13 protein-coding genes are annotated in these 15,326 nt (G+C 62.1%); 10 read left to right on the forward strand and 3 right to left on the reverse strand.

Annotation, left to right across the window (positions count from 1 at the left end; genetic code table 11):
* Nucleotide 1 precedes the first annotated feature (1 nt).
* The 9 genes from tssC (at nucleotide 2) to M5C56_RS01450 (ending at nucleotide 11,510) form a co-directional block, all read left to right on the forward strand.
* Entirely contained in the window at nucleotides 2-1,489 is a 1,488-nt protein-coding gene (tssC, locus tag M5C56_RS01410; RefSeq protein ID WP_103498575.1) for a type VI secretion system contractile sheath large subunit, read from the forward strand.
* Between the two features lie 76 nt (nucleotides 1,490-1,565).
* Nucleotides 1,566-2,063 carry an Hcp family type VI secretion system effector gene (locus M5C56_RS01415; RefSeq protein WP_103498576.1) on the forward strand — a complete coding sequence of 166 codons (498 nt, stop codon included), beginning with the start codon at nucleotides 1,566-1,568 and terminating at the stop codon, nucleotides 2,061-2,063.
* A 15-nt stretch (nucleotides 2,064-2,078) separates the two neighbouring features.
* Nucleotides 2,079-2,528 (forward strand): type VI secretion system baseplate subunit TssE, encoded by a 450-nt coding sequence (gene tssE, locus M5C56_RS01420; RefSeq protein ID WP_103498577.1) that lies wholly within the window; start codon nucleotides 2,079-2,081, stop codon nucleotides 2,526-2,528.
* Nucleotides 2,512-4,305: a type VI secretion system baseplate subunit TssF gene (gene tssF / locus M5C56_RS01425; protein WP_103498578.1), complete on the forward strand. Its 1,794-nt coding sequence runs from the start codon at nucleotides 2,512-2,514 to the stop codon at nucleotides 4,303-4,305. Before tssE ends, tssF begins: the two co-directional genes overlap by 17 nt.
* Entirely contained in the window at nucleotides 4,269-5,288 is a 1,020-nt protein-coding gene (tssG, locus tag M5C56_RS01430) for a type VI secretion system baseplate subunit TssG (RefSeq protein WP_103498579.1), read from the forward strand. Before tssF ends, tssG begins: the two co-directional genes overlap by 37 nt.
* Before the next feature lie 2 nt (nucleotides 5,289-5,290).
* On the forward strand, nucleotides 5,291-7,846 hold the full coding sequence (gene tssH / locus M5C56_RS01435) for a type VI secretion system ATPase TssH (RefSeq protein ID WP_103498580.1): 2,556 nt from the start codon (nucleotides 5,291-5,293) through the stop codon (nucleotides 7,844-7,846).
* Between the two features lie 52 nt (nucleotides 7,847-7,898).
* Nucleotides 7,899-8,858, forward strand: coding sequence for a hypothetical protein (locus tag M5C56_RS01440; protein WP_103498581.1), 960 nt, complete (start codon nucleotides 7,899-7,901; stop codon nucleotides 8,856-8,858).
* Between the two features lie 87 nt (nucleotides 8,859-8,945).
* The gene (gene tssI / locus M5C56_RS01445) at nucleotides 8,946-10,955 is read left to right on the forward strand and encodes a type VI secretion system tip protein TssI/VgrG (protein WP_103498582.1); all 2,010 of its coding nucleotides are present in this window, start codon (nucleotides 8,946-8,948) and stop codon (nucleotides 10,953-10,955) included.
* 9 nt (nucleotides 10,956-10,964) lie between these two features.
* Complete coding sequence (locus M5C56_RS01450; RefSeq protein WP_103498583.1) at nucleotides 10,965-11,510, forward strand: toxin-antitoxin system YwqK family antitoxin; 546 nt, start codon at nucleotides 10,965-10,967, stop codon at nucleotides 11,508-11,510.
* A gap of 3 nt (nucleotides 11,511-11,513) precedes the next feature.
* On the opposite strand, the gene M5C56_RS01455 is transcribed toward M5C56_RS01450, so the two are convergent.
* Entirely contained in the window at nucleotides 11,514-11,909 is a 396-nt protein-coding gene (locus M5C56_RS01455) for a DUF4280 domain-containing protein (protein WP_103498584.1), read from the reverse strand.
* A 244-nt stretch (nucleotides 11,910-12,153) separates the two neighbouring features.
* On the opposite strand from M5C56_RS01455, the gene M5C56_RS01460 reads away from it, so the two are divergent.
* Entirely contained in the window at nucleotides 12,154-13,095 is a 942-nt protein-coding gene (locus M5C56_RS01460) for a cupin (RefSeq protein WP_247262997.1), read from the forward strand.
* Between the two features lie 6 nt (nucleotides 13,096-13,101).
* Here the strand turns inward: M5C56_RS01460 and M5C56_RS01465 are convergent, their stop codons facing one another.
* The gene (locus M5C56_RS01465) at nucleotides 13,102-14,022 is read right to left on the reverse strand and encodes a LysR family transcriptional regulator (RefSeq protein WP_103498978.1); all 921 of its coding nucleotides are present in this window, start codon (nucleotides 14,020-14,022) and stop codon (nucleotides 13,102-13,104) included.
* Nucleotides 14,023-14,083: 61 nt separating this feature from the next.
* Nucleotides 14,084-15,325 (reverse strand): cyanide-forming glycine dehydrogenase subunit HcnC, encoded by a 1,242-nt coding sequence (gene hcnC, locus M5C56_RS01470; RefSeq protein WP_103498977.1) that lies wholly within the window; start codon nucleotides 15,323-15,325, stop codon nucleotides 14,084-14,086.
* Nucleotide 15,326 lies beyond the last annotated feature (1 nt).

Genomic DNA, 15,326 nt, shown 5'->3' on the forward strand with positions numbered 1-15,326 from the left:
CATGCCCAGTTCCGCCAGTACCGAAGGTTCAAGCAGCGAGAGCAATACCCAGACCCTGTCCCTGCTGGACAAGATCATTGCCGATGGGCGCATGGCCCACGACGACAGCCAGCAGGAATATGCCCGTGACATGCTCGCGGAGTTCGCCACCCAAGTCCTCGACAAGGACATGGCGATCGACAAAGACACCGTGGCGATGATCAACGATCGCATCAGCCAGATCGACAAGCTGATCAGCGCCCAGCTCAACGAAATCTATCACCACCCGGACATGCAGGCCCTCGAAGCCTCCTGGCGCGGCCTGCACATGCTGGTGCAGAACACCGAGACCAGTTCACGGTTGAAGCTGCGGTTGCTCAATGTCAGCCAGAAGGAACTGCAGAACGACCTGGAAAAAGCCGTCGATTTTGATCAGAGCGCACTGTTCAAGAAGATCTATGAAGACGAATACGGCACCCTGGGCGGGCACCCCTACAGCCTGCTGGTGGGGGACTACACCTTCGGTCGCCATCCGCAGGACATCGGTCTGCTGGAGAAACTCTCGAATGTCGCCGCCGCGGCCCACGCGCCGTTCATCGCCGCCGCCAGCCCGAAACTGTTCGACATGACCAGCTTCACCGAACTGGCCGTGCCCCGTGATCTGTCGAAAATCTTCGAGAGCCAGGAACTGATCAAGTGGCGCTCCTTCCGCGAAAGCGAAGACTCGCGTTATGTCTCCCTGGTGCTGCCGCACACCCTGCTGCGCCTGCCCTACGGCCCGGACACCAAGCCAGTGGAAGGTATCAACTACGTCGAAGATGTAAACGGCTCCGACCACAGCAAGTACCTCTGGGGCAATGCCGCCTGGGCCTTGTCCCAGCGCATCACCCAAGCGTTCGCCAAGTACGGTTGGTGCGCGGCCATCCGTGGCGCCGAAGGCGGTGGCGCGGTGGAAGGGCTGCCGGCTCATACCTTCCGCACCAGTTCCGGCGACCTGTCGCTCAAGTGCCCGACCGAAGTGGCGATCACCGACCGTCGCGAAAAAGAGCTCAACGACCTCGGGTTTATCGCCCTGTGCCACAAGAAGAACAGCGACGTGGCGGTGTTCTTCGGCGGCCAGACCACCAACAAGTCCAGGCTGTACAACACCAATGAGGCCAATGCCAACGCGCGGATCTCGGCGATGCTGCCCTACGTGCTGGCGGCGTCGCGCTTCGCTCACTACCTGAAAGTGATCATGCGCGACAAGGTCGGCAGCTTCATGACCCGCGACAACGTGCAGACCTACCTCAACAACTGGATCGCCGACTACGTGCTGATCAACGACAACGCGCCCCAGGAAATCAAGGCGCAATACCCGTTGCGCGAAGCCCGGGTCGACGTGACGGAAATCGCCGGAAAGCCCGGCGCATACCGCGCCACGGTGTTCCTGCGGCCGCACTTCCAGCTGGAAGAACTGACCGCCTCGATCCGCCTGGTCGCCAGCCTGCCACCGCCGGTTGCAGCCTGAGCCTGTGCCCGCCGGCCCGTTGGCCGGCGGGGTTTTCCCTTCCTTCTAGTGCGAACACTTTCTGGAGTTTCAGGCGATGGATGCAATCATTCTCGACCTCGGCGGCGACATCAAAGGCGACAGCCTGCTCGAGGGTTACAAGGACAAGATCGAGATCATGTCCTACAGCCACAATGTGGCAATGCAAGTGACCAACGACGTCAGCAACTCGGAACGGACTTCGGGCAAGCCGCATATCGGCGAGTTCACCCTGACCAAGTTCGTCGACACCTCGACCCCGTCGCTCAATGAATACTGCTGCGCCGGCAAACCTATCCCGGAAGCCAAGATCACCATCGGCCGTAACGCCTCAGAGGGCAGCGGGCAGTTGCTGCCCTTCATCATCTACACCCTGACCAACGTGGTGCTGTCCAACGTCAGTGTCAGTGGCGGCGCCGGCGGCAAACCGGTGGAAACCATCTCGCTGAACTTCACCAAGATCAAATGGGAACTCACCGCCCAGAAAGACGACGGCACCAAGGAAGGCACCGCCGCCTCGACCTGGGACATGGCTGCCAACAAGCTGGTCAAGTAAGGGAGCCGGGCGGTCATGTCAGCGACCGGCATTCTTCCGCCCCTGTTCGAGCGCCTGGCTTCCCACGAAGACCAGGCATCGTTCGTGGAGGCGTACGACCGTCAAGCCCTGGTCGACTCGGTGCGCAGCGAATTGCTGCGGCTGTTCAACACCCGCCGGGCGCGCGAGGCCATGACCTCGCCGCCCAGCATTCTCGACTACGGTATCGCCGACTGGACCGCGCTGCAGGGCCAGCGCAGCGATGACCGCCGCAGGCTGGCCCGGGAAATCCGCCTGGCCGTGGAGCACTTCGAACCCCGCCTGGCACTGGATGCAGTCGATGTGCAGCCGGTGGAAGGTCAACCCCAGCAGTTGAATATTGTCCTGCATGGCGCCCTGCGCAGTGGTCATCAACATTGGCCGGTGGCCTTTGTCATCGAGAAAACCCGCCAGGGCCTGGAGGTCAGCCATGAGCGACTCGATTGACGCCGAACTGCTTGACTACTACCAGCGGGAACTGACCTGGCTGCGGCATGCCGGCGATATCTTCGCGCAGCAGTACCCCAAGGTGGCCCGACGCCTGGAACTGTCGCCCGGCGAATGCCCCGACCCGCATGTCGAGCGCCTGCTGGAAGGCTTCGCCCTGCTGGCCGCGCGCCTGCAACGACGGCTGGACGATGACTACGCGGAATTCAGCGACGCCCTGCTCGAGCAACTCTATCCCCTGGCGGTGCGGCCCCTGCCCTCCTGCGCCATCGTCCAGTTCCAGCCGGACCCGAGCAAGGGCAACCTGGCGGCCGGTTATCGCCTGCCCCGGGACACGCCGCTGTTTGTCACCACCCAGAAGGGTGAAAGCATCCATTTTCGCAGTACCGCCGAGGTCAATCTGTGGCCGCTGGAAATCACCGAGGTACTGCTGCTCGACAGCGATGAGACCCAAGCCCTGACCGGGGTGAATCAGGCGCGCTCGGCCCTGCGCCTGAGCTTTCGCTGCCAGGGGAAAACCCTCTGGTCGGAGTTGCAGGCACAGCGGCTGCGCCTGCACCTGGCCGCCTCGCCCGTGGTCAACGCCCGGCTGTATGACCTGCTCGGTGCCCACACCACCCAAATACTGGCTGGCCCACCCGGCACCCCGCCACGCCCCCTCGTCGGCTTGCCACAGATCGTCGGTTTCGCCAACAACGAAGCCTTGCTGCCGGAAGAGGATGGCGTCCATCCGGGCCTGCGCCTGCTGGCCGAATACTTTGCCTTTCCGGACAAATTCAGCTTCTTCGACGTGCCCTTCGGCGGGGGACGGGACGATAGCGAAATACTCTACCTGTACCTGGTATTCGATCACACGCCCGGCAGTCGCCTGCATCTGCAAGCCAGCGATATCGTGCTGGGCTGCAGTCCAGTGCTCAACCTGTTCCCGCGCACCTCCGAACCCCTGCGTCCAGACGGCACCCGCAGCGAACACCGTTTGATCGCCGACAGTCATCGGGAAAACAGTGTCGAAATCCACAGCATCCGAGGCCTGCGCGCCATGACCCCGCATGGCGTGCTGAAGGTCCCGGCCTACTACGGCAGCCAGCACGCGCTGGGTGAAAGCCGCCTGTACTGGCATGCCCGGCGCATCAGCGGCCTGACCCCCAATCGGCTGGGCAGCGACCTGATGCTGAGTCTGGTGGACACCCAGTTCAAGCCTCGCGAGGAGGCGCCGGACTACAGCGTCACCGCCGAACTGCTGTGCACCAACCGACATCTGGCACAAAGCCTCGGAGCCGGCACGGCACTGGGCTTCGAGCGCCCGGGACCGGTAGCCTGGGCGCGCCTGCGCAACCCGCCAACTCCGCAGAGCCTGCCGCATCTGGGCGGTGAGTCACGTTGGAAGCTGGTGTCGCAACTGACCCTCAATCACCTGTCGCTGGTGGAAGGCCCCCAGGCGCTGGACGCCCTCAAGGAAATCCTCGAACTGCACAACCTGCGCGACGAGGCGAATGCCCGCCGGCAGGTCGAAGGTTTGCTGGGGCTGACCTGCGAGCGAGTGGTCGCCCATGTCGGCGAGGATGCCTGGCGCGGCTGGCGCAATGGATTGGAAGTACGCGTGCAACTCGATCCGCAACGCTTTGTCGGTAATAGCGCGGTGCTGTTTTCCGCAGTGCTGGCACAGTTCTTTTCACTCTATGCCACCGCCAATCGCTTTGTGCGAACGGTGCTGGTCCAGTCCGACAAGGAGGTCAAGACATGGCAACCCCAACCCGGCCAGCCACTGTCCCTCTGAGTCGGCAACTGCGGGATGACCCGCAGGCTTTCGAATTGTTACAGGCGTTATTGCTGCTGGAATGTGAACATCCACAGGCCGTACCGCTGGGCACCGGCACCGCGCCCCAAGCCGAGGCAGTGCGTCTGCGCGGACCGCTGACGCCGCTGTTCCCCAGCAGTGAAGTGCAAAGCCTGAGGGAAACCGAAGGCCAGCAACCGGTACTGACCACGCCGGTGTTCGGCCTCGGCGGCCCCGATGGGCCGCTGCCTTACGCCGATCAGGAATGGCTGCAACAGCGAGCACGGCAGAAGGACCACGCCCCCGCCGAATTCCTCAACCTGTTCCAGCACCGGCTGATCAGCCTGCTGTATCGGGTGATGCGCAAACACCGGATCGCCGTGGGTTTTTCGTCGCCCACCGCGACGCCGGTACACAACCAGTTGCGCGCACTGAGCGGATTACTGCCCAAGGCCCTGCATGATCGTGGGGCCCTGCCGGATGCCGCGGTATTGGCGCGCACTGCACTGTTTGCCGGCGGGCGTCGTTCATTGGCAGGGTTTGCGGCAGTGGTACGCCAGCATTTCAATATACCGGTGACGGTCGAGGCTTATATCGGCGCCTGGCGGGATATCCCCCAGGCCAGTCGCAGTTGCATGCTTGCCGGTGGCCCCAATCTGACGCTTGGCCGCGATGCCGTGGCGGGAACGCGGGTCTGGGATGAACATGCCGGCATTCGCCTGACCCTCGGTCCCCTGCCTGGCAGCCAGGTCGTGCGCTTTCTCCCGGACGGCGGCGCCCATGCGGCCCTGGCCGCACTCGCCGCCCTGTACTTCGGCCCCGACCTGGATTGCACGCTGGCCCTGCTGATACGAGGTGCCTCGCCGATGATCCTCGACAGCGCCGCACCGCCACAACTGAGTTGGAACGGCGGCCTGCAGCAGCAGCCCACTGACCATGTACAACGGATCGAAACCCGTTTGCGCCAACTGGAGATCGCTTGAACATGGAACTGGGCAGCCTGATCGGACGCCTCAACGCCGACAACCGTCGTGCCCTGGAAAAGGCCGCCCAGCGCTGCCTGCAACGGGGTCATCACTATGTGGAAATCGAGCACCTGTTGCTCGAGCTGCTGGAAATCGAAGGCGGTGATTTTGCCTGGTTGCTACCGCGTTTCGGGCTGGAGCGAGATGCCTTGTCGGCGGAGATCAACAAGGCGCTGGAACTGTTCAAGTCCGGCAGCACCCGCACGCCATCACTGTCGGCACAGACCATCGGCTTGCTGGAGGATGCGGTGGTCCAGGCCAGCGTGCTCGGGCTCGAGAGCATTCGTTCCGGTTTACTGCTGCTGGCGCTGCTTGACCGCGATGAGCGACGCAGCCTGCTACTCAATAGTGCTTCGTCGCTGCTGAAGATTCCTCGGGATGCATTGCGCAGCCATTTGCTGGAGTGGACGGAAAACTCCCGCGAACATACCGGGCCGAAACGCTCGGCGACGACGCTGGAAAAACCCGCTGCCCGAAACACAGCGCAGGACTCGGTTCTGGACCAATACACCCAGGACCTGACCGCCGATGCCCATGCCGGACGCATCGATCCCATCGTTGGCCGTGATGGGGAGATCCGCCAGTGCATCGATATTCTGCTGCGTCGTCGGCAGAACAACCCGATTCTGGTGGGCGCGCCGGGTGTCGGCAAGACGGCGGTGGTCGAAGGACTGGCCCTGCGGATTGCCGCCGGGGATGTACCTCCATCGTTGCAGGAAGTCAGCCTGCGGGTACTGGACCTGGGTTTGTTGCAGGCCGGGGCCGGGGTCAAGGGCGAATTCGAGCAGCGTCTCAAGGGCGTGATCGACGCGGTGCGCAGTGCCGACAAACCGATCATCCTGTTCATCGACGAGGCCCATACCCTGATCGGCGCGGGCGGCGCGGAAGGCGGCAGCGACGCGGCCAACCTGCTCAAGCCGGCGCTGGCCCGGGGCGAATTGCGCACCCTGGCTGCCACCACCTGGATGGAATACAAGAAATACTTCGAGAAAGACCCGGCCCTGGCCCGGCGTTTCCAGCTGGTGCAGGTGGAAGAACCGGACGAAACCACCGCCGTGGAAATGCTCCGGGGCGTGGCCGCCAAGCTGGAACAGCACCATGGCGTGCAGGTGCTGGATGCGGCGATTCATGATGCGGTGAAGCTGTCCCACCGTTATATCTCCGGGCGACAGTTGCCGGACAAGGCCATTAGCATTCTCGACACCGCCTGCGCCCGGGTCGCCCTCGGCCAGCACGATGTACCGCCGCCGCTGGAAAGCCTGCGTCATCGTCAGCAGAGCCTGAAGGAAGAAGTCGACCGCCTGCGCCGTGAACAGGCCACCGGGCTGGATCATCGTGAGCGCATCACCGCGCTGGAGAGTGAATCCATCGGCAATCTGCAAGCCATACGCGAACTGGAAACCCGATGGGGCGAAGAGCGCGAGGCGGTGCGTGAACTGTTGGAAAAACGCCGTGAGCTGCTGATGTTGAGCGACCGTGTGGAGAGCGGCAAGTCCGATGAAGACACCGATGGCCGCATCGACACCCTGGCCGCCGAGTTGGTTCGACTGGAGGCCGGGCTCGATGCCATTCGCCAGGATGATCCACTGGTACCGGAACAGGTCGATTCAAAAACCGTGGCTGCGGTGATCGCCGGCTGGACCGGGATTCCAGTGGGCAAGATGCTCGCCGACGAAGCCCATGCCGTGCGTACCCTCGGCCAGCGCATGGGCCTGCGGGTGATGGGCCAGACCACGGCGCTGGGGACCATCGCCCAACGCTTGCAAGCCTATCGCGCCGGGTTGACCGACCCGCAAAAACCGGTCGGCGTGTTCCTGCTGCTCGGCCCCACGGGCGTCGGCAAAACCGAAACCGCCTATGCCCTGGCCGATGCCCTGTATGGCGGCGAACGCAACCTGATCAGCATCAACCTCTCGGAATACCAGGAAGCCCATACCGTCAGCCAACTCAAAGGCGCCCCTCCTGGCTACGTCGGCTATGGCAGTGGCGGCGTGCTGACCGAAGCGGTACGGCGCAAGCCGTATTCGGTGGTGTTGCTGGATGAAATCGAAAAGGCCCACCCGGATGTGCTGGAGGCGTTCTACAACGTGTTCGACAAGGGCGTGATGGAGGACGGCACCGGTTTGGTGGTGGACTTCAAGAACACCGTGATGCTGGCGACCAGCAATGTCGGCGCGGAGTTGATTCTTGACACACCCGTCTCGCAATTGAGCACCGATGTTTTTAACGAGCATCTGCGCAAGGTGTTGCTACAAGCCTTCAGACCGGCGTTTCTGGCGCGGATGACGGTGGTGCCTTATCGAGCACTGGATGAGGTGACATTGGAAGGGATTGTTCTGGCGAAGTTAGAAAAGTTGCGTGAGCGGTACAAGGCGGCAACCGGAAAACCATTCGAGTTCGATGCCGGAATCGTTAAAGCGGTGCTCGCCAAATGCAGCGTAGCAGGTGCCAGGGACATCGAAAATGTATTGATGACGCAGGTGACTGGAAAGCTTGCTGAATGGGCACTCGGATAAAATCGCCCCTCTACCAGCCGATCAGCTCACAGAAACAAGACGGAGACGACAAATGACATTATTGAATAAAATATCCAACAACCTCGTCGCACAGCGGGTAGACATTACCTATCTAAAATCTGTAGCGAAAGATGATTACTATTCAAAAAAACAAAAACTGCTCAATCAAAAAATCATTGAGGCAGAAGGGCAAATCAAGGACATATTGGTTGTCATCCCGCCCCACACCAACATAACAACCCTCGGAGCCTTGCCAACAACTGCCGGGGTAAATTTCCTAATGCACGTAGGTGTAGGTACTCCCCCCGCTCCCGCCTCCAAGGTCCAGAAGCTTATGGCGGTCATTGTGTTATTTGAAGTTATTCAGCCGCAAGCCGCCACAGTCATCAGCTTCGAAGCCCCAAAGGCAGATGCCACCTACCCATATCTCAGCGAGCGCTTTTCTCAAAGACATGTTGCAAAGACAACCGAGGTAGCCCAACAACGAGCCACGCAACGTTACAATGCGGACCACACGGTCGTTGTCAGTTCGTTCCTACTTCCAACCGATGCTCGTACGTTTAACGATGAGGTCAGGGATCTGAATACGGCTGGCTTTTTCAAAGCCTTAAACAAATGGCTTGCCAAAACCCGTAAAGAAAGAACTCTTGCGAACGCTCTAATCACCGACATTGTTATACGGAGCAAAACTCAGATGGGAAAGTGGCAATGCACACAGGCCACTCAATTCGTTCCCTTCTCGGCCCCTGATTACGTCTACTATTGCGTCGCCGACTACCCAAACTCCAAAGGATATCAAAAATCCATTGCCGACCACTACGTAAGACGCGCCGAACTACTTTCCGGAGACAACCTGATCGCCGGATACACGGAATTTGACATCGAAGAGAGCAAGCAATATTCATTTTTAAGCGCCAAGCAATGGGAAAAACTGCTTGAAGCAATGACCGTCGGAAACGCACCATTGGACGGGGTCAGGATATATATAAACAAAGGACTCATAGTCGCTTAAGCCTTTCACTCAGTCCAAGAAGAGAGAACGCTGGACAGCGTTAAATGCACTGGCAACACCGTTCTGTCATTCCACTGAGGTCACTCGATGCCACGCACCATCGATGCCAACACCAGTCTATCCCTGACGGCCACATCATTAGCCGCACTTTACCCTGAGTCCATTTCCGGTGAGGAGGCACTTAACCTGCTCGGCCAGCACAACCTGCTCGGCCTCAACGACGGCCCCCCCCTCACCCTGTCCACCGCCATCGCCACCCACGTTACCAGCACCTTCCACAATGATGCCCAACTGCGTCCCCTCGACGCCCTGGTCGCCGAAATCCGCCAGCTTCCCGCCGATGCCAGCGCCGAGCGCTACCAGTTGGTGCTGCGGCCCTGGCTCTGGTGGCTGACCCTGGCCAGCAACAACCGCGTGTTCCAGAATCTCAGCACCTCGGATATCGTCACCACGATCTTCAAGGCCCACGCCTTCAGCGATTTCAAACTCTCGCTGAGCGGCAGCTACACCCCCCGTGAATACTGCATCCAGTACGGCGAGAGCGACTTCGCCTTTGTCTCGCGCCTGCTGGAAGAAGAAGGCATCTTCTGGTTTTTCACCCACGAGGACGGTAAACACACGCTGGTGCTGGCGGACAGCAATGAGGCCTTCCCGCCGATTCCAAACGGCCCGAAAGTGCCCTATCTAGGTCAAAGAATGGGCGAACGAGAACTGCACGGTATCCGCTCCGGGCAACTCTGCCTACAAGCCGTCTCCGGGACCTACAAGACCACCGACTACGCGTTCACCACCCCCACTACCTCGCTCTACGGCCAGGCCGAAGCCGTTGCCGGGCCGCGCTCGGTCTATGAACATCCCGGCGGCTACACGGCCAAGGCGCGAGGCGATACCCTGACCAAGCAGCGGGTGGACGCCCTGCGCAGCCAGGAAAAACGCTTTGTCGGCGAAAGCGATTGTCGCTGGCTGGTGCCAGGGCACTGGTTCACCCTCACCGGTCATGACGACACCCGCTTGAATATCGATTGGCTGGTGACCTCGGTGACCCACGAAGCCAATCACGAGCACTACCGCAATCGCTTCGAGGCGATTCCCAAGGCCACGCCCTTTCGCCCGATGCGCGACACGTCAAAACCGCGCATGCACACACAAACCGCCTTGGTGGTGGGCAAGTCCGGCGAAGAAATCTGGACCGACGAATACGGTCGGATCAAGCTGCAGTTTCCCTGGGACCGCGACGGCAAGAACGATGAGACCAGCTCCTGCTGGGTCCGCGTGGTGCTGCCCTGGAGTGGCAAGGGCTTCGGCATGCAGTTCGTGCCGCGGATCGGCCAGGAAGTGATCGTCACCTTTATCGACGGTGACCCGGACCGGCCGCTGGTCACCGGCTGCGTCTACAACGGCGACAATGCCCTGCCCTACGCGCTGCCGGCCAACCAGACCCAGTCCGGGATCAAGACCCAATCATCCAAGGGCGGTGGCGGCTTCAACGAGCTGCGCTTCGAGGACAAGAAGGATGCCGAGGAGGTGTTCTTACAGGCGCAGAAGGACTTCAAGATCAATGTGCTCAACGACACCACCGCCACCGTCGGCCACGATGAAACCCTCACCGTACAGAACGCCCGTACCCGCACGGTAAAGGAGGGCGACGAAACCGTGACCCTGGAAAAGGGCAAGCGCAGCGTTACCATCCAGACCGGCAGCGATACTCTCGATGTCAAGGACAGCCGCACGGTGAAGGTCGGTACCGACCAGACCCATAGCACCGGCGGCAATTACGAGCACAAGGTCACCGGCAACTACAACCTGACCGTCGACGGCAACCTGACAATCAAGGTGACCGGCACCCTGACCCTGCAGAGCGGCGGCAGTTTCGCCATCAAGAGCGATGCCGACCTGGCAGCCCAGGCCGCGACTTCCATCAGCCAGAAGGCCGGCACCTCCCTGAGCAACCAGGCCGGCACGTCGCTGGAGAACAAGGCCGGGACCACCCTGACCAATGATGCCGGCGTCAGCCTGATGAACAAGGGTGGCGCCGAGCAGACCGTGGACGGCGGCGGCATGCTGACCATCAAGGGCGGCCTGGTGAAGGTCAATTGAGGAGCGCACATGAGTGAGTCGACCAAACTGGATCTGATACGCGGCGACAGCCATCTCACCGGGCGCCTTCTGGACGATCAGCTCGAAGGTCCGCTGAAGATCGAGGAGTCCGGGCGTCCCCAAGCCAACCTGAGCTACAGCCAGGGCAAGTTGCAAGGGTTGTCGACGCTCTATCACCCCAACGGCAAGGTCTCGGCGCAGGTGCCCTATGTGGCCGGAAAAACCCACGGCATTGCCAGTTTCTTCAGCCCGGAAGGCGGCTTGCAGCGCAAGGCGGGTTATCGCAACGGGCTGCTGCATGGCGAGGCGACCAACTACTTTGCCGATGGCAGCGTGGCGGACGTCGAGCACAACCGCGACGGCGTGCGCGACGGCCTGTACCAGCGCTTTCATCAGAACGGACAAATCGCCCTGAGCAGCCGTTATCTCAATGGCCAGTTGCTCGATGCTGGACAGCCCTATGCCGAGGATGGCCGCCCCCTGGATGCCGAGGGCAAACCGATCTCGCGCTGGCGCTGGTGGTGGTTGCGGCGTGAAGGTCCGGAGGAAGCCTGAGCCTCAGGGAATCAGCATCTGCACCTGGCCAGGCACGACGATCTTGATCACCCCGCCCCACATGCACATCACGCAGCTGTTGGCGTCCAGGGCTGGCATATTGCCCAGCAGCAGGGTCGGCGGGCCGCCGGGAATCCAGGGCGCGGCGGTGGCCGGGATACACGGCATGGGTGTCAGGACGCCAAGGGCGGCGGCGGTCGCGGCGGCCACCATCGGATTGGCGATGCTCTGGCACACGGCAAAAGTGCCGATATTCACCAGCGGGATGTAATCCATGATATTGGCGGCGGGCATGCTGCTGGTCAGGGCCCGGTTGATCGGCAGCACGTTCAGCATGCCGGGCGCGGCGCCAAAGCTGCATTGCAGGGTGGCGCCGCTGCACACCTGGGGACTGCCCATGGGGATCTCCTTTTACTGTTGGCTGCGCGACACTGCCAGCGTAGACCACAATCGCCACAATCACGTCAACGTCACGGGCGGCGTTCGCCCTGTAGAGGCGACGGACGAGCTTGCAGGGCGGCGGCATCGCCCCGCTGCCCTTTTGCGCATAACTGCTGTTCCCGTTGAGGCTTTAACCCACGGCGATGCGCTTCGTATAGTGAGTGCTCTGCGCCCCATAACCACAACGTCGAGAGGCCCGAGCATGAACCTTCAACAGCCGATGATCGCCAGCACCGAACTGCCCGCCTGCGAACAGGACGCCGAGTACTTCGAGTACAGCAAGGCCGCCAACCCGATCAGCGCCGGATTGATCTCGCGCATCCCCTATCAGGACTTTCCCGCCTCGCTCTACAACAGCGGGCCGTCGCGGCTGGTGCCATTGGACCTGAGCGAGGCCCTCGGCTGCGAAGGCCCGGCCACCGGTCCCGGGCTGTGCGCGAACTTTATCCGCTTGAATGCCGGCGATTCGCTGACACTGCAACCCAACGCCACGTCCCAGGTGCTTTATGTGATTGCCGGGCATGGCCGCCTGGTACAGGGCGAGGCCCGCTTCGAGTGGGACAAGGGCTGCTTTATCGCCCTGCCCGGCCGCCAGGCGGTCGAACTGGCCGCCGGCGAGGACAGCCGCTTCTACTACGTGCACGACGAACCGCTGCTGCGTTACCTCGGTGTCAGCAGCCAGCAGGACCGCTTCAGTGCCACCCTGTACCCGGCGCAGACCGCCAATGCCAAGCTGCGCGAAGCCGCCGACGACCCACGCGCCCAGGACCGCAGCCGGATCAGCATCCTGCTGGGCAATCGGCACTTCCCCCAGACTCGCACCGTGACCCATGTGCTCTGGGCGATGTACGGCATCCTGCCGCCGGGCTCGGTGCAGAAACCCCATCGTCACCAGTCGATCGCCCTGGACTTCATCATCGACTGCCCGCCCGGCTGCTACAGCCTGGTCGGCACCGAGGTCGATGAACACGGCCAGATCCGCAACCCGACCCAGGTCGACTGGGCGCCCGGACTGGCGTTCGTGACGCCGCCGGGCTATTGGCATGCGCACTACAACGAGTCGGACCGCGAAGCCTTCCTGATTCCGATCCAGGATGCCGGCCTGCAGACCTACCTGCGCGCCCTGGACATTCGCTTCAGCTGAGCTGAATCAGGGCTGCCAATAAGGTGGCGTGCCGATACGTTCGAGCATGAAGTCGATAAAACTGCGCACCTTCGACGAGACGGTGCGCTTGGGCGGATAGACAAACCAGAGTGATGCGGCGATCTGTGTGGCCTGGGCCTGCCAATCGGGCAGCCAGTGCACCAGTTCGCCTCGCCTGAGCAGATCGGCCACCAGCCAGTCCGGCAACAACGCCATGCCCAACCCCTGGCGCACCGCCAGCAGTTGCGCATCCAGATCGTTGATCCGCAGATGGCCCTTGATTGCAACGCGCTCGGCCTGGGCACCGGGGGACTGCCGCGCAACGAAAAACACCTCGTCAGGCAGGTTGCCATTCAGTATCGCAGCACACTCCGCCAGCGCTTGCGGCGAGCGTGGCGGCGAATGCTGCCGGGCGTACTCGGGGCTGACGCACAGCAGCGTGTGCTCGGCCGCCAGCTTGCGCGCCTTGAGCGACGAGTCCGGCAGCACTCCGACCCGCAGGGCCAGGTCGACACCGGCACTGATCAGGTTGACGTGACTGTCTTCCAGGGTCAGCTCCAGGCGGATTTGCGGAAAGCGCTCGGCAAAGTCGCCCAGCAGCGGCAACACATGATGCCGGGCAAAGGCCGGTGGCAGGTTGAGCTTGAGCAGCCCCCGGGGTTGCTGGTTGAGGGCCGAGGTCGCGGCCCTGGCCTGATCCAGTTCGGCGAGTACCCGCAAGGCGTGATGCAGAAAGGTTTCGCCGCCCTCGGTCAGGCGCAGGGTACGGGTGGAACGATTGAACAGGGCGATGCCCAGGTCCTGCTCCAGGTCCTTGATATAACGCGAGACGGTCGAGGCCTTGATCGAAAGCTTCTCGGCCGCCCGGGAAAAATTGTTGGCCTGGGCGGCCTCGACAAAGGCCGTGAGAGCAGCGAAATAGTCCATGCGGGTATCCACTCGGGTGCGGCTCAATGCGTGAGCCAGCGAAACACCTGGATAGATACCGTTATCCGACGCCTTTGAGCAAGCCCACCTCGAAGCGATCCGCCAGGAACGGCGTGATATCCAGGGGCAGCGGCTCCTGATGGACCAGCCGCTCCAGCATCACACCGGTGATTGCCGACGTCAGGATACCGGTACGGAAATGTCCGCAGGCATTGAGATAACCCCCGACACCCGCCATCGGCCCAAGTATCGGTAGTTCGTCAGGCGAGCCCGGACGCAGGCCGGCCCAGCAGCGCTTGAGATTGATGTCCTTGAGTTGCGGCACACAGCGAATGGCCCCCTGGACCAGGCCGGCGACTTCCGCAAAGGTCGTACTGACATCGAAGCCCTTGTCCTCGGTGGTGCTGCCGATCAGGATTTCACCGTTGTCCTTTTGCGCCATATAACAATCGCTGGTGGTCAGGCAGCCCTCCAGCAGCTTGGGCATGCGCTCGGTCAGGAGGATCTGCCCCTTCACCGGCTTGACCGGCAGCCTGATCCCGGTGGCCTGCTCGCCGAGCTCGGCGGCCCAGGCCCCGGCGGCATTGATCAATGTGCCGCAATGGAAGGTGCCCTGCTCGGCGGTGCGCACGCCGCTGACCCGGTCGCCCTGATGCAGAACGCCGATGACATTGGTGTTGAAGTAGAGGTCCACGCCATTCTGCCGCGCGGCCTCGGTGTAGGCATCGGCCAGGCGGAACGGGCTGACCTGGTGATCGCAGAGAAACTCCAGCGCCCCCTGCGCCTCATGGCTTACCGCCGGTTCCGCTTCGCGCAGTGCTTCACGATCCAGCCAGCGCAGCTGGTCCGCCAGGTGCGGAATGCGTGAAACGATATGCTCGGCATACTGCCGGTCCTCATCGTCATAGATCACGTATTTCAAGCCGGTGCGTTCAAACTTGAAGTCCATGCCATGGCGTTCGATCAGTTCACGGTGCAACTGCGGATAGAGCGCGTTGGATTGCAAGGCGAACTCGAAGAATGCCGGCGGCAGGATATGCGGGGTACTTGCGTCCACCGCCACCGCCGCACCATGGGCCTGGCGACGCTGGGCCGACATCATGCGGAAGAAGATCACCCCGCAGCCCAGCCCCACCGACTCGCCGATGGCCCACAGGCCGCCGGCCGAAGCGCGGGTCGCATTGCCGGGACGCTTGGCGTCGATCAGGGCGATCCGCAGGTTCTGGCGCCGGGACAGGTGGTAGGCACAGGAAGCACCGATCACGCCGCCACCGGCAATCACCACATCATAGGTTCTGTTCATG

Source organism: Pseudomonas sp. MWU13-2862, assembly GCF_023242495.1.
Classification (GTDB): Bacteria; Pseudomonadota; Gammaproteobacteria; order Pseudomonadales; family Pseudomonadaceae; genus Aquipseudomonas; species Aquipseudomonas gingeri_D.